Origin of the sequence: Frankia canadensis (assembly GCF_900197875.1) — a bacterium.
In the GTDB taxonomy this organism is placed as follows: Bacteria; Actinomycetota; Actinomycetes; order Frankiales; family Frankiaceae; genus Frankia; species Frankia canadensis.
The window spans coordinates 25,292-43,644 of record NZ_FZMO01000257.1; the positions used below are offsets into that span (position 1 = coordinate 25,292).

Below are 18,353 nucleotides of genomic sequence, written 5' to 3' on the forward strand. Positions count from 1 at the left end.
ATGTCTCCACCTGGCGGGTCGGGTTCCCGACAGTACGGCCGACATCGCATCGGCCGGTATCGGCTGAGCCTTGTCACGGCGTTCGCGGTTCTGGTGGCCCTGGCCCTTTCGCTTGCGGGCTGCGATGGTGGTTCGACCAGGGATTCGTCCACGCGCGTGGCGACGGTGGCGCGATTCGAGATCTCCTACGCGGCCGCCGCCGACCTGCTCGGCGGGCTGGCGCCGGCGGATGCCGACGAGCAGCTGCGGGACTGGACGAGCACCGCGCTCGCCGCGCGCCTGAATCTGGACACGGCGACCTTTCTCGCTTCGGCCTACGACACGCTGCCCGTGCGAGACCCGGGTTTCGCGGACCTGGCGCGCCAGCAGGTCGGGCCGGGCCGGCTGCTGGCCGCCGGCCGGGGTACGGCGCACGTCCTCGTCCAGGCCGGCGATCCGCACGAGGCGCGCACCGTCGGCCTCCTGCTCGACCAGTACCGGACCGATCACGGCTCGGACCCGGATCAGGTCGCGATCGACCGCTACCAGCTCCGATCCGACCTCGACACGATCGAGGTGACCGTCGGCGCTGCCCGGCCGACGCGGGACGTCCGCGCCGCTCACGGCTACCTCACCCTGCGGGTCGACACAGCCGGCGGTCTCGCGGACTTCCTGGCCCGGATCCAGGACCTGTCCGAGCTCAGGAAGGACGGGTCGAAGATCTGGGCGAGCGGCTGGCACTGGCCGGACGTGCCGTCGGCGCCGATCGACGCCGCCGACGTGTCGGCGATCCAGGGCGGCTACCCGGTGGCCGCCGGCCGTCAGCCACCCGGGTTCTCGCTGGATCCGGCCGCCGGACCGCAGCCGAACGACGAGGGCTTCGCGGCCGTGCACACCCTGATCCCGGACCTCGACCAGAACCGCGTCCGGGCCGTCCTCACCGATCAGGCGGTGCGCGTCAGCGTGCGCACGCAGGTGCGCGACGCGCTCCTGCAGGGAACCCCCGCGGGCGACGCGCTGCGCCGCGACGGCCTGCCGACCGACCGCACCCAGCTGTGGGCGCTGCTCAACCTCACCGAGGGAAACCCCGTCTACAGCCAGGCCCGGTATGAGGGCGGTCTGGCCCGGACGAACGTCGGGATGACCCTTTTCTATACCGACTACGTCGCGAAGAACTGGGTCGCCGGGGTGGGCAGCGGCGTGCCGGGCAGGGCGGTCGGCGGATTCGTCCCCGATTCCGAGGCGCGGACGCCGTGGAGCCAGTGCCCGGCCGCGACCGATGCTCACGAGGAGCGCGGGCGGCTGTGGTTCGGGCAGAACGACGCCGCCTTCGCGAGTTCTGGAGACCGGTTCGAGCTGGGCGGGCAGGCCACCCGGCTGTTCGCGCGGTCGAACGGCGCCGGCGGCGGCGAGGTCGAGCCCAGCTTCTCCTTCGGGCGCGGACTGCGGTACTGGGACCAGCACTACCAGGCGATCGCCGACTACGAACCGCAGTACGCCCGGCTCGAACAGATCATGCGCTGGAGCGGCGCGCTGGAATGGCTGCGCGGCACGGGCGCCGCCCTGCCCGCCGTGCCCGACGGCGAGGTCCATCATTCCGACCTCACCTTCGACTCCTGGTACGCGCACAACACCCGGCTGCGGGAACGGTCGCCCATCCCGTTCGTCTCCCCGGCGGCGGCGGGCACGGCCGAGTCGGTCATCCCGACCCCGACGAGGACCTACGGCGACTGCGGCCTTGTCGGCATCGAGGGCGGCGTGTCCCTCGGACACCTCGCCGAACGGACCGGCGGCCGCGACTACCACGCCGACCTGCCCGACCCGCTGCGCCGGGCCGGCCTGTTCGACGAGACGTCGCACGCCGACCCGCGCACCGGCGACGGCTCCATCACCGAGCTGGCCATCGACGACAGCGGCAGGACCGCCGGGCGGGTCCAGCGCACGATCTCCACCACCGGCGACCGTTCGACGGTCAGGATCGACGCGTCGGCCCGCGCGGACATCCCGTTCGGGCCTGTGCGGATCTGGCGCTCCGCCGCCGCCGACCGCACGCTCACCACCACCGTGACCGCCGGTCGGGGCCATGTCTCCCAGCAGGTCGGTTACCAGGGCCACGACCTAGGAACACTCGACGCCCGCAGCGACGCCGACGTCGTCACGATCCAGTGGCGCCGCGGCGCCGTCGACCGGGCCCTGCGGGCCCTGCGGCTCGTGCAGGACCGGTGGGGCGCCCGTCTTCCCGCCGACCTGAGCCTCGGGTCCGTCGGCCTGACCACCTACCGTGATCCCATCGGGACCCTGCTCGCCAAGACTGGCGGCCCCGGTGACCCCTGGCTCTCGATCACGAACGGCACCCGGCCGCCCGGCGACGACCTGGCATTCCGGATCGGCGGGCCGGATCCGAACCACGGCACGCCGACTTTCGCCCAGGCGGCGTTCGTGACCGCGCCGAAGCCGCACGACGCGCAGACCTGGTGGGACGTGCGGCCGGCCACCGGTGACCACGGCGCCCAGGCGGTGTTCGCGCCACCTCCGAACGGCACCGGATCGCGCGTGCGGGTCACCACGCCGGACGGCGCGACCGCGACGATCTTTCCCGTCGGCGACCACGTGTTCGTCCCGGCCGGCGATCCCATCCTCGGACCGAACGGTCTCGCGCAGGGAGCGGCGCTGCTGGCCGAGTTCCCCCGGGTCGCCCGGGCGATGGCGGACGCGGCCAGGACGAAGGACGGCCTGCTGCGCGGCGTGCCGCTCGGCGGGGACGGTGTCGCGCTGGCCGCGGACGACCACATCGAGCTGCTACCCGCCGACCATCCCTGGGCGGAGCGGGTCGCCCGGGCCGTCGCGGCCGATCCCCGCTACGCGACGCCGCTCATCCGGATCGTCGGTGGCCGCGCCGAGCACATCGATCCCGGCCCGTTCACCGCGGTCCCCGGATCCGCGCGGCACGGCATCCCGCTGCGGGACGTGCTCGACGGCGCCGGCACCACCCCGGTGTACCTGCACGACAGTCTGCGGTCGACCCTGCAGGTGGGTCCCGGGATGATCGTCGCGGAGTCGCTGCACCAGGACCTGCGGGTGGGTGTCAACACGGTCCTGCTGGAGCTCACGCTGGCGCACGGCCAGGACCTGGCCGCCCATCCCGATGTCCTGATCCACAGCGGCGGAGGGGCGGCAAAGGTCAACGTCCTGCGTGACCAGACCCAGGCCCTGCCACGCCAGCAGACGCAGACCGCCACCCCGACCGCCTCCCCGCAGGCCTCTGCGGCGCCGTCGCTCGGGGCGGGTCGACCGGGTGCCGGGACGGTCCTGCTCGTCTGCCCCGCGACCGGCTCGGCCGCGACCGCCTGTGGCGACTGACCGACCCGGCGTCCCGCCGGCCCGGTGGCCGACCGGGTTCGCCGCGCCGCGGCTACCGATCATGCTGGCGCCGGGCTTCCCACTCGCCGACGCGATCGCCGCCGCGGACGCCGCGCTGGGCCGGCGTAACGCCCCGGCGGTCGACGCCGCCTACGCGGCCGCGACCCTCCTGGTCGCCCCGGGCACGACCACCACCGACTCCGATGGTCGCGGGCACGACCTGTGGATGGCCGTGGCCGTCGATCACCTTGTCGCGCTGCGGCGACTCGGCGCCGTGACCCGCGGCCTGCGCCGCTGCGAGGACTACCTCGGCCGCGCCGCCGCGGCGGGCGTCGACCCGTCGCTGCTCCTGCAGGAGCGGATGCAGCTGCGTGACTGCGCCGCCGACCCGCGGGGCGCCGCCGCCGACGCGGCGGCGATGCGCCGGCTCGCGGCGAGCGGGAAGCGCCCGATCTCCGCCGCGCAGGACGGGCGACTGCTGCGGGCCGAGGCGTCAGCCGCGGCCGCGGCGGGCGACGCCGTCACAGCCTCCCGCCTGCTCGACGACGCGGAACGGGCGCTGCGCGCCGCCGGCTGCGCCGACGTCTCGATCATCGACCGGGACCGGGCGCTGCTCAGGGTGCGCCAGGGGGCGGAGCCCGACGTCGGCGGCGCCCTCGCCGAGATGCTCGACGGTGAGTGGCCGGAGACCGTCGAGAGCCAGTTCCGGCTCGCGTTCGCGCTCAAGCGGCAGTTGCACTTCGAGGCGGCGGCCCGGGTGATGACGACCGTCACCGGCAATCCCGACCTCGACCCCGCGCTGCGCCTGCCCGCCCTGTACGAGCTGGTCACGCTGCTTCTGACGATGCGCGACGACCGCGCCGCCCACGCGTTGCGCCCGCTGCTGGACGCCGCCGCGGCGAGCTGGCCGGATCCGGCGGGCGCCGCCAGGAAGATCGCGCTCCTGCTGTCCTCCGCTCCCGCTCCCGCTCCCGATCCCGCTCCCGATCCCGAACCAGAACGGGCGGTGCGGCAGGTGCAGCGCCTGATCGCCGCCGACCGACTGACCGAGGCCGAGTCGCGGCTCGCCCGTCTCACGCCGCCCGCCGATCCCCTCGCCGCCGAGCCGGCGACTGATCCTGGTGCCGGCCGGACGGGGACCTCCACCATCGAGGCGGCGCAGGAGGCACGGGACCGGGCCGAGTGGTATCTCGTCGCCGGCGAGCTCCAGCTGGCCCGCTACCGGCAGCTCCGCCGGCCCGAGCTGCTCCAGGCCGCCGTCGACGACCTCGGTCGCGCGGTGCGGGCGACCGCCGGCCGGGCGTGGCTGACCGAGGTCAGGATCCTGGCGACCCGCCTGCTCGGCGAGGCCCACCACTGGCGGGCGGAGTACGGCCAGGCGAGCGCCCGGTGGGCGCAGGCGCATCAGCTGGAGGAACGGCTGGCCGGCCGTCAGATCAGCGACGCGGTGCGGGTCGGCATGCTGGCGCCCGTGCCCGACGAGCACGACGAGCGGGTGCGTTTCGCCGCCGAGCGGACCGCCGAGAACGCCGAGGGCGCCGCGGCGACGGCCGCGCTGGTCGTCGCGATGGAAGCCGCCCGCGGCGCCGCGATCCTCGGCGGGATCCTGCCCGCCGAGGCCGGCCTGACCCGCGACCTGCCCCCGCCCGACGACCACCGCTCCGCCTGGGCGTGGATCCGCGCGACGGCGGACCGCCTGCCCCGCTCGCAGGTCGTCTGGATGATGCACGCGACACCGCTGCGCGTGCATCACGCCGTCATCGGACCGAACCTGCTGCACCACATCGCCGTCGACTGCCGGCGGGGCGAGCTGGGCGACGCCGTCGACGACCTCATGGGTTCGTGGAGCGCGGGCACCCTGGAGTCAGCCGTGGGCCGCGCCGCGTTCGACGCGGGCACGCGCGACATCGCCGCGCGCCTCGACGTCGCCGCGGTGGTCCGCCATCTTCCGCCGGACATCCGCCGGATCGCGCTGGTCGTCGGAGGAGTCCTCGCCGACGTCCCGTTCGCCGCCCTGCCGCTGGCCGTTCCTGTCCGGTCGGCCGGGGCGACGGCGGGCCGCGCGATGCCGCTCGGACTGCGCTTCGCCCTGTCCGACCTCCCCTGCCTGTCCGCGCGGAGCCCGCTCAGCCGGCGCTCCCGACGCGTGCGCGGCGACCGGAGCCTGCTGGTCGACCCGGCGGGGGAGGGGATCACGCCAGCGCGGGGCATCCACGCGCAGGTGCTGGACGGCGCCCGGGCCACCCCCGCCGAACTGGCCGCCACGCTCGCGCGGCGCCGCCATCGCCAGGTGCGGCTGGACTGCCACGGCCGGTACGACCCACTCGACGAGGCCGGGCGCTGGCTGCAGCTGCGGCCCGAGGACGCCTCCGGCCGCCTCCCGCCCGAGGCGCTGCAGGCCATGGACCTGCACGGCTGCGGAACGCTCGTCCTCGGTGCCTGCGAGTCGGGGATGGCGACCCGGACCGGCCGGGACGAGCGGCTCGGTTTCGTGCGCGCCGCGCTGCACGCCGGTGCCGCGTCCGTCGTGGCGGCGCGTTGGGCGGCGGCGGACCCGGTGGCCGCCGCGGTGCTCGACCGCTTCCACCACCACCTGCGCCGTCGGACACGCGACGTCGCCCTGTGGCAGGCGCAGCTCGACGTGTGCCGCGCCGCGCCGGACCGGCAGGTGCTGGACTGCGCGCCCGACCATCCGGCCCGGTGGGCATGCTGGACCCTGTACGGGGACGCCGGGTGGCAGACCGGTGCGGGCGTGGCGCGCCGGGGGCTGCGCCGCGCCGCGGACCATGCCCCGATCAGGCGGAGGTGACATGTCGGTCCACGGGCCCCTGGCCGCGCCGCGGCTGTTTCTGTCCTGCGCCGGATCCGACCGGGACGTCGCGGAGCGGATGGCGAGTGAGCTGGGCCGGCACGGCATCGACGCGACCGTCGACCACTGGTGTCCGCCCGGCGCCAACTGGGTGCTGTGGATCAACGATGCGATGGCCGCGGCCGATTTCTACATACTGCTGTGGTCGGCGGCGGCCCGCGACCAGGCGGTGGTGGCGGCCCTGTGGTCGGCGGCGCTGGTCCGCGAGCTGGCCGAGCGGAGCTCCTACCTGCTCGTCGTCCGCCTCGACGACAGCGCGCTGCCCCCGGTGCTGGCGCCCCGGCACAGCCTCGACGGCACCCACGGCCGGTGGAGCGAGGTCGTGCGCGACCTCGCCGGCATCTGGCGGCGGGACCGGGCGGGCGGCGCGCCGCCGGCCGTCGCGGGCGATCCGGTGGCTCCCGAGGCCACCGGCGTGACCGCTCCGACCAGGATGATCCGGGTCCGCAACCAGGTTCTCGGCTTCGCGGTCGTGCTCGCGGTGGCGGAGACGATGACCGGCTGGGAGCTGCTGAGCCTCATCCGCGCCAGGCTCGCGCTGCCCGACGAGCAGACCCGGTTCGCCGGCCAGGTCGGCCTGCGGTTCCGGTACCGGCTCGGCATCGCGGGAGAGCCGCTGCCGGAGGACCCGGCCGCCCTGCTCCATCTGAGCGACGGAGCCCTCGTCGACCTCGAGGTCGTGGTCGAGCCCTTCGGCCCCGTCGGCCCGATGGCCGGAACCACGTCCTACCGGCCGGCGACCTCGGGCGCGCAGGTCCAGGCCGCGGTGCCGCCGGCGGCACAGCGGGCTCTCGTCCGCTCGGCCTTCCGTCATCTCGCGCCGCCGACCGCGTCCTCGCGGGCCGGAACGAGGTGACCGGCCAAGGTCGCGTGACCGGCCAGGGTCGCGTGACCGGCCAGGGTCGCGTGACCGGCCGGGGAGGGATCAGTCGGCGGTGGTGAGCTGCCAGTGCTGGAAGTTCCCGCCGTTGCAGTCCTGGGTGTAGACGTCGCCGTCGGGGTTGCTGTCCAGGCACTCGGTGGTCGAACGGTTCTCGAACTGCCAGCCGAAGTTCGGCGAGCGCGTCGGGAGCCACACCTGGTCCACGGCGTCCGAGCAGGTCCTGGTGAACACGGAGCCGCGGTACCTGGTTCCGTCCGGAGCCGGATTTGCCTTCGCGCCCAGACAGCGGCCCGTCTGTACGTTCCGGAGCCGGTAGCCGGCGCCGGTGGCGGCCGGCACCGCACGCCAGTGCTGGTAGAGGCCGTTGTTGCAGCCCAGCGTGTACGCCGAGCCGTCCTCGTTGCCGTCCAGGCAGAGCAGCGTGGACGTGTTGACATAGGTGCTCGGGCCGGCCGGGGACTGGCTGGGGGTGGGCCGCGCCGACGGCGTCGCCGGTGGACGTGACAGAACGCCCGTCAGCGAGGCCACGGCCGACGGCGATCCCGCCGCGCCCGAGCCGCCCGTCACCACGAGGGAGACGGCGACGACGATGCCGATGACGGCGGCGGCCACCAGGCCCGCGACGGCCCAGGTCCGCCGCCCGCGCTGACCTCCGCCGCCCGCGCCGCCCGCGCCGCCCGCGCCGCCCGCGCCGCCCGCGCCGCCCGCGCCGCGCGTGCTGGCCGGGTGGGCCGCGTCGGTGAACGGGAGACGGCCGGCGGACGGCGGTCCGAGAGACGGCGCCGAGGGGTGGACCTGTGCTGGTGGGGGCGTCAGGCCGGAGAGGACCTGTGTCGGCCCGGCCGCCGCGGCGGCAGCGGCGCTGTGGACCGCTGCCGCGTGGGCTGTGGCGGCATCGTCGTCGGGGCGGGTGCTGAGCACGGTCGGCAGGTCGACCTGGCCGTCCCCGGCGAAGGGCGGCCGGGTGAGCCGCGGCAGCGCCTTCTGGCCGGCCAGACTCGGCAGGAGGGCACGCAGGCTGTCCATGCCGGGCCGCTCGACCGGATCCTTGGCGAGCATCGACGCCACGACGGCCCACACCTCGTCGCGCAGGCCCGCCGGCCGGCCCGGACGCTGGTTGAGGTGGGCGTGCAGGACGGACAGCGGCGGGCGTCCGGTGAACGGCGTGACGCCGCACAGCATCTCGTAGAGCATGATGCCGGCCGCGTAGGTGTCCGTCGCCGGACTGACGGACCGGCCCTCGATCACCTCGGGAGCCATGTAGTGCGGCGTGCCGAGGATGCTCATCGGCTCCGTCAGCCGCGTGCCGGCCTCCACGACGGAGGCGATGCCGAAGTCCGAGACCTTGGGCCGGTAGAGGCCGCCCTCGCCCGCGCCGGTGCCGCTGCCGTGGGTTCCGTCGCCGTGGGCCAGCAGCACGTTCTCCGGCTTCAGATCACGATGCACCACGCCGAGCGCGTGCGCGCTGGCGAGCCCGGTCATGATCTCCAGGATCAGGGTGGCCGCCTCGGCCGGCGGAAGGGTGCCGCGCCGGGTCAGTTCGGCCCGCAGGTTGGGACCGGAAACGAAATCCATCACAATGGCCAGATCGCCGCCCTCGGCGACCAGGTCATGCAGGGCGACGACGAACGGGGACCGCACCCGCAGCAGGATGTCGCGTTCCCGCATGAACCGGGTGATGATTACCGGATTCGCGGCGAACTCCGGTAGCAGCATCTTGAAGGCGAAGACATTCCCGTCGCCGTCGTGGCCGGACCAGACCTCCCCCATACTGCCCCGGCCGACCCTGGTATCCAGGGTGTATGAGCTTCCCAGCCGTCTCGACACCGTGATCTTCCGCCACCTCAACGTTGATCATCTGATGGGTGCGGCGATTGTATCCAGTGTCGCGGTGTCCCAAGCCGGGCCTGGGATGATCTGAGGGCGCCCTACCGGCTCATCGTGAAACAGCAACGTGCTCTGCGGGCATTGTTGCGCGGCGAAAAGGCGCTGGTCAGTCCAGTCGTGTCGATGCCGTATCCCTCCGGTGTGCCGCGGCTCGCGGGTCGTCTGCCCGACTCCCGCCGGCGACGTCGCGGTCCATACCCGGGCTAGCGCGGGCTGGGCGGGGTGGACTGGTCGGCGAAGGCCTGGCGGAGGGTGTTCTTGACGACCTTGCCCATCTGGTTGCGGGGGAGGTCGTTGACGATGACCACGTGCTTGGGCTTCTTGTAGCCGGCGAGCGAGGCCTGGGTGTGCGCGATGACGTCGGCCTCGGTCAGCGCGGCGCCGGGCTCGGGGACGATGTAGGCGGCGACGCTCTCGCCCCACACGTCGTCCGGCACGCCGATGACCGCGACGTCCCGGATGGCGGGATGGGACAGCATCACCAGTTCCAGCTCGCGAGGGTAGATGTTCTGGCCGCCGGAGATGAGCATGTCCTTCTTGCGGTCGACCAGGTAGATGTAACCGTCCTCCTGGCGGGCGAGGTCGCCGGTGTGCAGCCAGCCGCCGCGCAGCGCCTGGGCGGTGCGTTCCTCGTCCTTCCAGTAGCCGCGCATCACGGTGTCGCCGGCGAGGCACAGTTCGCCGATCTCGCCCGGCGGGCAGGGGCGGTCGTCCTCGTCGAGGATCTCGACCCGGACGGTCGGGGACGGCCGGCCGACGGAGGTGAGCAGCTTCTCCTCGCCGTCCAGTGCCCGCTGGTGGTCCTCGGCGGACAGCCGGGTGAACATCATGGTCGACTCGGACTGGCCGAAGCCCGAGGTCGGCTTCGGGATACGGCGCATGACGCGACGGGCCAGGTCCGGGGACATGATCATGCCGCCGTAGCCGACGCGGCGGATGCGGCTGAGATCCCGGTCGGGCAGGGACGGGTCGTCGAGCAGGAAGGCGAGCATGGTCGGCGCGAGCGAGATCTGGGTGATCTGGTGGCGGTCGACCAGGTCGAGGAAGGGGCCGGAATCGTAACGCGGCATCAGCACGATGAGGGCGCCGCGCAGGTGGTAGCAGAAGGTCTGCAGGCCGGAGGCGTGGCACATCGGCAGCGCCATGAGGAAACGCTCGTCGTCGCGCAGGTCCCAGTCGAGCGCCGACATCATCGCGGCGGACACGACGTTGCGGTGGGTGAGTACGGCGCCCTTGGGGAAGCCGGTCGTGCCGCTGGTGTAGATGATGAACGCCGGGTCGTCGTCGGCCAGGGTCGGCCAGGCGTAGGGGGACGGCGGGGTGGTGGAGTGGGCGTCGGCGGCGGCCGGGTCGTCGAGGAACAGGACAGTTGTGGTGGCGGGGAGCTCGTCGGCCAGGGGCGAGAGGGTCGACCACAGCGCCGGCTCGGCGATCAGCACGCCGGCGCCGCAGTCCCGCAGGATGCCCGCCCACTCCCGGGGATGTAGCCGGTAGTTGAGCAGGACGAGGGTCCGTCCGGCGCAGGGGACCGCGTACTGCGCCTCGACGAACTCGGCGCGGTTCGTCGAGAGCAGGGCGACCCGGTCGCCGGGAGCGCTCACGCCGTCGAGCGCGCCGCCGAGACGGCTGACCCGGCCGAGGAGGTCGCCGAAGGTCAGCACTCGGTCGCCGTCGACGAGCGCCTCCGCATCAGGGGCGAGCCGCGCGTTGCGAAGCAGCAGGTCGAACAACATGGACTTCCTTTCTGGCACGGTCAGGCCTTCTGGCACGGTCAGGACGCCGACGCGCGGGTCAGGCGGGGACGCGGAGCAGCGGCGCGACCCGGGACAGGACGTCGGCGGCCATCGCCGCCGGGTCGACGCCGTCGGTCGGGGCGAGGATCAGGTGGCGGGCGCCGGCGTCGAGGAACTCCTGCAGCCGGGCGGCGACCAGCTTCGGCGGCCCGAACGCGGCCACCCGTTCGACGAAGGTCGTGAACCGCTCCGGATCACCGGCCTGACCGGCGCCGACGTAGCTGATCGCGCGTGACAGCGCCGTCTCGGCGTCGTCGTCGAGGCTCACGTAGACGAAGACCAGCCACTCGAATCCGCTGGTCAGATCGCGGTCCGGCCCGGCCAGCCGGTGGATCGCGGCGACCGAGCGGGCGTACTGCTCCGGGGTGTAAAGGAACGGCATCCAGCCGTCGCCGAGCCGGGCGGCGCGCCGCATCGCCGGGTTCTTGCGGCCCGCGACGAGGATCGGCGGGCCCTGCGGGTGGGCCGGCGACGGCTCCACCCGCGCGTCGTCGACCTGCCACAGCGCGCCGCGGAACGGGGTCGACCGGTCCGCCCAGGCGGCGCGCAGAAGACCGATCTGCTCGTCGAGGCGGGGGCCGAGCCCCGTCCGGGGAACGCCGACGGCGTCGAACTCCCGCTGGTACTCGCCGCCGGTGCCGACCCCGACGCTGACCCGTCCCCCGGACAGGCGGTCGATCTCGGCGAGCTGTTTGGCAAGCACCATCGGGTTGTAGAGCGGCAGAGGGAACACGGCCGACCCCACCCGGACCCGGGTGGTGACGGCCGCGATGTGGGCCAGGCTGGTCAGCGGCTCCGGGACCGGCCGGCCGATCGTGATGTGCCCGGACGCCCACAGCGAGTCGGCACCGGCGTCCTCGAGCGTGCGCGCGAAGTCCGACAGACTCCCGGATTCTCCCGGCGCGGCGAGAAAGCCGATCCCGGGCCGTCCCGCCGCAGGAATGTCGCCGTTCACCGTCACCTGTCGCTCCTTGTTCTGTCATGACTTCGCGCGCGGGCGCGCTCCGTGTACGTCTTACGTCAGCGGCCTGCGGGTGTTCAGGTCGAGTCCGTGCATGGCGCCGGGCGCGAGGACGAACTGGCCGTTCTCGACGCGCAGGAAGAAGACCTGCGCGTTGCTGAGCCGCTCGAAGCCCTTGACCGTGCCCTTCGCGGACGGCGTCCACGTCGGCAGGATCCCGAACAGGTCGATGTTCGTCGCGGTGCCGAAGAAGTCGTTCATGCTTGTCGCGGTCAGCTTGCCGGTGACCTTGGCCGCGACCTGGGCCGCGACGTGCACGGACAGCCAGGCCCGCAGGCTGGTCGAGTTGCGGATGCCGGCGGCGCTGTCGCCGCTGGCCTTCTCGGCGTCGAGCTCCTTCGCGTAACGCGCGAGGCCCGGGTACTCCTTGACCGCCGTGACCGGCGGCTGGGCGCTCACCACGCGCAACTGGGGCGCGGCCGGGCCGAGGTCGGCGAGGCCGGTCTGGATCTGCGAGTCGACCGCGCCGAGCGGGCCCTTGTAGCCGGCCTGGCCGGCGGCCTTGATGAAGGCGAGCGCGGCCTCGTTCGGAACGAGCAGCATTCCGCCGTCGGCGCCGGAGGCTTCCAGGGTCGCGACGGCGGGGGCGAGGTCCGTGGTGGACGCACCGATCTTGATGTCCTCCTTGACATCGAGACCGCTGGCGCGGGCCGCGGTGCTGGCGCTCTTCGAGGTCTCGGCGGCGATGGCGATGTCACGGCGGATCATGGACACCGACTTCACGCCGTCGGCCTTCATCTGCGGAGCCAGACCGCCGAAGATCAGCTGGGCGCCGGCGTCGAAGCGGTAGCAGACGGCGCACTTGCTCTCCGCCGCGGTCGCGCCGACCGAGCCGACACAGGGCACCTTGGCCGCGGCCAGGACCTCGGTCAGCGGCTGCGAGAACTGCGAGTTCGACCCGACGACCGCGACGGTGCCGTCACGGGTGGCGGCCCGGGCGCACTTGACCGCGTCGTTGGGGTTGTTGTTGTCCTCGCACCAGCGGATCTCGATCTGCTTGCCGCCCACGCCGCCCGACGCGTTGATGGCGCGTGCGGCGGCCTTGGCGGCGGCGAGGTTCTCGAGCGCCGCTAGGCCAGCAGTTCACGGCCACTGGCCGCGTCCAGAAGTACCAGCTCCGCGAACGCGGCCTCACCCCCACCACCAGGGACCGTCAGGCCACCTCCGCGTAGCCGCCGCCCGCCGCCCGGCGCGGTATCGGGCGGTGTCCGCCGCCCGATACCTACGCCTGGCCGCCGGAGACCGGCACCTCGCGAGCCGTGCCCACCACCGATTCGTACTGCTCGCGTATCCGTCCCGGAGGGATGCGCGACGGGAAGTACTTGATCCTTCCGGATGCGCGAACCCGATCTACCGGGAGGCCATCCCAGGAGTCCTGGCCGCGAACGTCGCCACGAACGTCACCGCCGATTCACGCAGCTTCGTCCTTTGGTCTGGCATCCGAGCAAGGGTGATCCCCCTGATTGTCGGACTGGCCCAGCTCGACCGCTTCCTCGACCGCCTCGCGCCGCCCACCGGCACGGATGGTCGGTGATGTGGTGTGCCGGCGGGCCGGGGTGATGCGGCGCGGGCGGGGCGCTCCCTTGACAGGTTGATCCGGAGCCGGCAGGATCGAATGTATGTTCGATCTCCTCGGTCTCCGACCCCACCCGCGGATCGCGCATCAGGACCATCATGCGTCGCGCACGCAGGTCCATTCGCCGCTGGGTGGTGCCGAGGCGCGTCCTCGGCCCGTTCCGGCGGCTTCCACCGCGCCGGCCTCGTCATCCGCTTCGGGGGCACCGTGCCTGCCGCCGAGCGTAGCCCGTGTCGCCGCGCGCACGAGGCTGTCCGCGGAACTGCTCGCGGCCATCCTCACGGTGGACGGCCGCTCCCGCGCCACTCTCGACGACATGGAGCGCGCGGACGCCCTCGCGGACGTCCTGCTCGCCCGCCGTCGGCAGCGGGTCGGCGCACACCGCACCGAGTTCAGCACGAACCGGCCGGCCGCGGTGCGTGTGGCTGTGCGCTGAGCCGAGGCCGCGCTGGCGGACGCCTCGCGTCAGGCCGCCAGGTGCTGACGCAGCGCCGACTGGAAGCCGGTCAGGCGCGGATCCTCGGAGCCGCGGTCGAGCCAGGTCATGGCGAGCGCCGTGTGCAGATCGGCATCCGTCACCTCGACGGCGGCCACCTCGCCTCGTCGGCATGCGGGCGCACGGCGAGCACCGCGGGCAGGACATGCACGCTCACCGTCTCCAACGCGCCGACGGTCAGCGTGGCCCAATTCCTGGGCCGCCTGTGTGACACTGCCCGTCCGGGCGACCGCCTCGAACGTCCGCAGCTCCATGCCCCAGTTTCCCCCTGCCCGCTCCGCCGACGTGGCCTCGGCGCTTCCCTGGCCCCGGCGGATCTCCCGGTCACAGTCGATCTTCTCGGACCAGGCGACGGCCCAAGCCCGCTGGCGTCCCAGGCGTCGCCGGATTCCCGGGGATGTTCATCGGATATTCGGCTTGCCGGGGGAGATGCGCGATCCGCCGGCCCATAGCCTCCGTTGCTCGTGGCCGCGCGCTTTCCAGGCATCCGACTTCCCGGCCTGTCCCGTTCTCCTGGCATGTACCTCCCTTCCGGCCGGTTCCGGCGGATGTGGACGCCACCTGAGGTGGTGCTGATCGGTGCCGCCGGGTTCGTCGGCGTGGTTCTGGTGGTGGCCACCGGCGGGCGGCTTGCCCGGCAGTCCCTCGCCAGCCCGCCGACGTCCTGGCTGGGCCTGCTCAACCCGGTGAACCTCACCGAGTCCTCCGGCCTGCCGGCCCTGCTGGTCGGCGGGGTGGCACTGACGCTGCTCGCGTGGCTGCGCGCCGGCATGCGTGCCCACCGCGGCATCCTGTCGCCGCGGCAGGCCGTCGGGCTGCTCGCCGTGTGGTCGATACCCGTCTGCCTGGGGCCGCCGATCCTCAGCCTCGACGTCTACAGCTACGCGGCGCAGGGGATGCTGCTGGCCACCGGCTTCGATCCTTACCACGCCGCCCCCACCGCGCTCGCCGCCGGAAGTCCGCAGCTCGCCGCGGTCGACCCGCTCTGGCGGTCAGCGAACGCGCCGTACGGCCCGCTGGCGGTGACCTTGTTCCGGCTGGCTCACCTGGTCGCCGGGGGAAGCCTCATCGGGGTGATCGTGCTGCTGCGGTTGCTGGCGCTCGCGGGCGTGGTGCTGATCGCCGCCTGCGCGGTCGCCGGCGCCCCCAGGCATCGGCGTGCCGACGCCCTCGTGCTCGCCGCGCTCAACCCGATCGTGCTGTTCCAGCTCCTCGGCGCCGCCCACCTTGAGGCGATCATGATGGGCCTGGTGGTCGCGGGCCTGCTCGCCGTCCAGCGTGGCCGGGCGGTGACGGGACTCGTTCTGCTGACCGCGGCCGCGGCGATCAAATGGCCGGCCGTCCTCGCCGTCGCCGCCGCCATCGCCTGGCGTGCCGGCGCACCGTCCCGGCCGAGCTGCGAAGACGCTCGCAACGCATCGCGCGGTGACGGGCATGGTGGTGGCGAGCTCGCGGCGGGCTGGCGGCGGCGGGCGCCGGCCCGGGTCGCTGGGGCCGCACGCGATGCGATCGTCGCCGGGGCGGCCTTCGCGGGGCTGGCGGCGCTCGTCCCGGACGGGCTCGGGTGGGTACGCACGGCGACGACTCCCGCGACCGTGCTGACGGGTTACACGCCGACCAGCATCGCCGCCGATCTGCTCGGCTGGGGCGCGGGCCTGCTCGATCTCGATCCCTCACCCGCCGGCATCCTGACCTTCACCCAGCACGCGGGGCTCGCGGCGACAGGCGCCGTGTGCCTGTGGACACTGGCCACCATCCGGGCCCGGCCACTCACCGCCAGCGCGGGGGCCATGCTGCTCGCGCTCGCCGCCCTCGGGCCCGTGCTGCACCCCTGGTACCTCACCTGGGGTCTCGTGCCGCTGGCGGTGCGGCCCGGCGGCCCGGCACGGATGGCCGTCCTGGCGATCGCCTCGGCCGGCTCGTTCCTCGGCCTGCAGCACTGCTCCCTGCTCGTCGCCGACCATCCCGCCGCGCTGCGGTGGCTGCGCGAACATGGCGGCCTCGTGGCCCTGGCGGGTTACGTGGCGGCCGCGGCCCTGTGCGCGGCGGTGAGCCGTGGGGCGGCTGTCACCGCGTCCAGGCGGGCTGCCGTCGCCGCGTCCCGACGCGCCTGACGGCCCATCTACCGGCCCCCGCCGGAGTCTCCACTCGCGGCCGCGGCCTGCGCACTCGCGGTCGGAGCCTGCACTCGCGGTCGGAGCTTCCACTCGCCGCCGGAGCTTCCACTCGCAAGCGCCCGCACGCGCCAGGCCTGGGCGTCGGGGTGGCGGGCGGGTTCAGCGGGTGGGCTGGCAGGTGGGGCACCAGAACAGGTTGCGGCCCGCCAGGGTGGTCGAGCGGACCTCGGTCGCGCAGACAAGGCAGGGCAGGCCGGCACGGCGGTAGACGTAGACCTCGCCGCCATGGTCGTCGACGCGGGGCGGACGGCCCATCGCCTCGGGAGTGTGCGCGGGGCGGACGGTGTCGATCCGGCCTGTGCGCACCCCGTCGGCCATCAGCGCGGCCAGATCGGCCCACAGGATGGCCCACTGCTCGTCGGTCAGGTCGCGGCCGGGCAGCATCGGGTCGATGCCTGCGCGGAAGAGCACCTCGGCCCGGTAGATGTTGCCCGGGCCGGCGACCACCGCCTGGTCCATCAGCAGCGCGGCGATCGTCGTGCGGCTGCGGCCCACGCGCCGCCGGGCCAGCTCCGGATCGGCGTCGGCGCGCAGCGGGTCGGGGCCCAGCCGGTCGCGCAGCGCTTTCACCTCGCCGGGACCCAGCAGCTCGCAGGCGCTAGGCCCGCGCAGGTCGGCGTAGCCGGCGGGGGCGGTCAGCCGCAACCGGACGGCACCCGTCGGCGCGGGCGGCGGACCGGCCGCGAGCGTGCTTGTCCCGTAGATACCGAGATGGACGTGCAGCATCTGGTCGTCGTCGAAGCCGAGCAGCAGGTGCTTGCCGTGCGCCTCGGCGGTGGTCAGCACCCGCCCGTCCAGGCGCCGGGCGCCGTCGGCGAACCGGCCCTGCGGGCTTGACGCGCCGACCGCGACGCCGCCGAACATGCGCCCGTGTGCGGCGGCCAGCCGGTGCACGGTGTGACCCTCGGGCATGGTGGGCCGATCATACCGGCGGCCCGGCATCGCGAGATCGCAGGGATCAGGCCCGGGAGCGGCCGAGCGAGAGTCTGTTCCGCTTCGTCGTGCGGCCGCCGGCGCCGCTGCGTGCGGGGGGCCGGCATCGGATGGCCTTACGGCTCACCCTCGGCGCCGGCCAGGTGATGGCCGACCACTACGGCTTCATCCCGTTGACCCGATGCGAGCTGTTCCACCTGCGGCTGCGGTTCTCGCCGACGCGGCCGCCCGCCGGCGTCTGGCTGCTTGACGGCGTACCGCCCCGCACTGCCGACGACGACCCCGCCGGCCTGCCATCCCTCAACCTGGACGCGGTCGGAGAGAGCCTGCTGACCTTCCCGGCGCCCCGCGAGGGGCGCAGCCACGGCGCCTGCTGGCGGTTCTGACGCGCGGCCGGCGGGATGTCGTCTGCGTGCTGGTGCTGGTGCTGGTGCTGGTGTTGGTCGGTCGACATCGTGGTCGCCTCCTGTGCCCCGGAAGGCCCAGTCCGGGAGTGGCTCACGATGACGCCGCGAGGCGCCGCGCCGACAGGCATGCTCCTGGCGGAACAAAGGTCGGATGACGGTCATGACCCGCCGGCGCCGACGGACCGCCCTGCCAGCGAACGGCGGGTGGGCAGGTAGGTCAGCCGGCCGGGGTGTCGGCGTAGCGGCGGGCGGAGGCGAGCGCGGCGCGCAGGGTCGCGGCGTCCACCTGCGCACCGGCGTCCCCGGCGGTGCCATCGGCGCCGAAGTACAGGTTGGCGTAGGCGGCGGTGTCTCGCTGGTAGCGCCAGCCCTCCGCCAGCGGTCCGGCGTCGACGGCGTCGTAGCCGAGGGCGTCGAGAACGTCGGTAGCCGTTGCCTTGGCGGTCGCGTCATCACCGGCGATCGCCAGCGCCGAGCGGTCCGGGGCGCCGGCGGGCCGGGCCAGCGACAGCAGGTGCTTGTAGTAGATGTTGTTGAAGACCTTGACCACCTTCGAGGTTGGCAGGTGCGCGGCGAGCAGCTCGCTCGTCGTGGTCGACTCGTTCTCCAGCTCGGGGAAGACGCCGTCCCGCTGCGGGTAGTAGTTGTTGGTGTCGAGTACCACCTTCCCGACCAGCGGTTCGACCGGAACCTCGCGGTAGGCGCGCAGCGGCACGGTCACGACGACGAGGTCACCCGCGGCGGCGGCCTGAGCCGCGGTGGCGGCCCGGGCCCGCGGCCCCAGCTCCGCCACCAGATCCTGCAAGGTCTCCGGGCCGCGCGAGTTGCTCAGCACGACGTCATATCCGGCGGCGACGGCGAGTTTCGCGACCGTTCCGCCGATGTTCCCGCTGCCGATCAGTCCAAGGGTCGTCATGCCGTCGACAACTCCGAGCGGCACGGTCGACATTCCCCGCCCCGTCTCCCCTGCTC

Annotated in this window: 12 protein-coding genes and 1 pseudogene; 6 read left to right on the top strand and 7 right to left on the bottom strand. The window is 73.7% G+C overall.

Features of this window, described 5'->3' with window-relative positions; all coding sequences use genetic code 11:
• Nucleotides 1-156: 156 nt before the first annotated feature.
• Genes C1A33_RS19685 through C1A33_RS19695 form a run of 3 tightly spaced genes read left to right on the top strand, consistent with a single transcriptional unit; the run spans nucleotide 157 to nucleotide 7,064 of the window.
• Nucleotides 157-3,339, top strand: a complete 3,183-nt coding sequence (locus C1A33_RS19685) for a hypothetical protein (RefSeq protein WP_101832910.1) — start codon at nucleotides 157-159, stop codon at nucleotides 3,337-3,339.
• A complete protein-coding gene (locus C1A33_RS19690) occupies nucleotides 3,329-6,148 on the top strand; it encodes a CHAT domain-containing protein (RefSeq protein ID WP_101832911.1) in 2,820 nt (939 codons plus the stop codon). Before C1A33_RS19685 ends, C1A33_RS19690 begins: the two co-directional genes overlap by 11 nt.
• A gap of 1 nt (nucleotide 6,149) precedes the next feature.
• The gene (locus C1A33_RS19695) at nucleotides 6,150-7,064 is read left to right on the top strand and encodes a toll/interleukin-1 receptor domain-containing protein (RefSeq protein ID WP_165818476.1); all 915 of its coding nucleotides are present in this window, start codon (nucleotides 6,150-6,152) and stop codon (nucleotides 7,062-7,064) included.
• A gap of 69 nt (nucleotides 7,065-7,133) precedes the next feature.
• Here the strand turns inward: C1A33_RS19695 and C1A33_RS19700 are convergent, their stop codons facing one another.
• The 4 genes and pseudogenes from C1A33_RS19700 to C1A33_RS19715 form a co-directional block, all read right to left on the bottom strand.
• Nucleotides 7,134-8,918 (bottom strand): serine/threonine-protein kinase, encoded by a 1,785-nt coding sequence (locus C1A33_RS19700; RefSeq protein ID WP_101832913.1) that lies wholly within the window; start codon nucleotides 8,916-8,918, stop codon nucleotides 7,134-7,136.
• 263 nt (nucleotides 8,919-9,181) lie between these two features.
• Nucleotides 9,182-10,711 (bottom strand): class I adenylate-forming enzyme family protein, encoded by a 1,530-nt coding sequence (locus C1A33_RS19705; protein WP_101832914.1) that lies wholly within the window; start codon nucleotides 10,709-10,711, stop codon nucleotides 9,182-9,184.
• A gap of 58 nt (nucleotides 10,712-10,769) precedes the next feature.
• The gene (locus tag C1A33_RS19710; protein ID WP_101832915.1) at nucleotides 10,770-11,732 is read right to left on the bottom strand and encodes an LLM class flavin-dependent oxidoreductase; all 963 of its coding nucleotides are present in this window, start codon (nucleotides 11,730-11,732) and stop codon (nucleotides 10,770-10,772) included.
• A gap of 54 nt (nucleotides 11,733-11,786) precedes the next feature.
• Nucleotides 11,787-12,839, bottom strand: a pseudogene (locus C1A33_RS19715) (ABC transporter substrate-binding protein); the annotation flags it as partial.
• A 572-nt stretch (nucleotides 12,840-13,411) separates the two neighbouring features.
• Here C1A33_RS19715 and C1A33_RS19720 point away from each other — a divergent pair.
• The gene (locus C1A33_RS19720) at nucleotides 13,412-13,804 is read left to right on the top strand and encodes a hypothetical protein (protein WP_101832917.1); all 393 of its coding nucleotides are present in this window, start codon (nucleotides 13,412-13,414) and stop codon (nucleotides 13,802-13,804) included.
• Between the two features lie 29 nt (nucleotides 13,805-13,833).
• On the opposite strand, the gene C1A33_RS37495 is transcribed toward C1A33_RS19720, so the two are convergent.
• Complete coding sequence (locus C1A33_RS37495; RefSeq protein ID WP_279354667.1) at nucleotides 13,834-13,962, bottom strand: hypothetical protein; 129 nt, start codon at nucleotides 13,960-13,962, stop codon at nucleotides 13,834-13,836.
• 450 nt (nucleotides 13,963-14,412) lie between these two features.
• Here C1A33_RS37495 and mptB point away from each other — a divergent pair, with 450 nt between their 5' ends.
• A complete protein-coding gene (gene mptB / locus C1A33_RS19725; RefSeq protein WP_133150741.1) occupies nucleotides 14,413-15,978 on the top strand; it encodes a polyprenol phosphomannose-dependent alpha 1,6 mannosyltransferase MptB in 1,566 nt (521 codons plus the stop codon).
• A 162-nt stretch (nucleotides 15,979-16,140) separates the two neighbouring features.
• On the opposite strand, the gene C1A33_RS19730 is transcribed toward mptB, so the two are convergent.
• Nucleotides 16,141-16,953 carry an Fpg/Nei family DNA glycosylase gene (locus tag C1A33_RS19730; protein WP_101832919.1) on the bottom strand — a complete coding sequence of 271 codons (813 nt, stop codon included), beginning with the start codon at nucleotides 16,951-16,953 and terminating at the stop codon, nucleotides 16,141-16,143.
• A 131-nt stretch (nucleotides 16,954-17,084) separates the two neighbouring features.
• Between C1A33_RS19730 and C1A33_RS19735 the strand changes: the two genes are divergently transcribed.
• Entirely contained in the window at nucleotides 17,085-17,360 is a 276-nt protein-coding gene (locus tag C1A33_RS19735; RefSeq protein WP_133150742.1) for a hypothetical protein, read from the top strand.
• 238 nt (nucleotides 17,361-17,598) lie between these two features.
• Here C1A33_RS19735 and C1A33_RS19740 read toward each other — a convergent pair whose 3' ends face one another.
• Complete coding sequence (locus C1A33_RS19740) at nucleotides 17,599-18,297, bottom strand: NADPH-dependent F420 reductase (RefSeq protein ID WP_101832926.1); 699 nt, start codon at nucleotides 18,295-18,297, stop codon at nucleotides 17,599-17,601.
• Nucleotides 18,298-18,353 lie beyond the last annotated feature (56 nt).

What these genes read in the sequence shown, in the direction of transcription:
- C1A33_RS19695 (WP_165818476.1), top strand. Translation starts at nt 6,150, where the DNA reads ATGTCGGTCCACGGGCCCCTGGCCGCGCCGCGGCTGTTTCTGTCCTGC.
- C1A33_RS19735 (WP_133150742.1), top strand. Translation starts at nt 17,085, where the DNA reads ATGGCCTTACGGCTCACCCTCGGCGCCGGCCAGGTGATGGCCGACCAC.
- C1A33_RS19705 (WP_101832914.1), bottom strand. Translation starts at nt 10,711, where the DNA reads ATGTTGTTCGACCTGCTGCTTCGCAACGCGCGGCTCGCCCCTGATGCG.
- C1A33_RS19720 (WP_101832917.1), top strand. Translation starts at nt 13,412, where the DNA reads ATGTTCGATCTCCTCGGTCTCCGACCCCACCCGCGGATCGCGCATCAG.
- mptB (WP_133150741.1), top strand. Translation starts at nt 14,413, where the DNA reads ATGTGGACGCCACCTGAGGTGGTGCTGATCGGTGCCGCCGGGTTCGTC.
- C1A33_RS19730 (WP_101832919.1), bottom strand. Translation starts at nt 16,953, where the DNA reads ATGCCCGAGGGTCACACCGTGCACCGGCTGGCCGCCGCACACGGGCGC.
- C1A33_RS19740 (WP_101832926.1), bottom strand. Translation starts at nt 18,297, where the DNA reads ATGACGACCCTTGGACTGATCGGCAGCGGGAACATCGGCGGAACGGTC.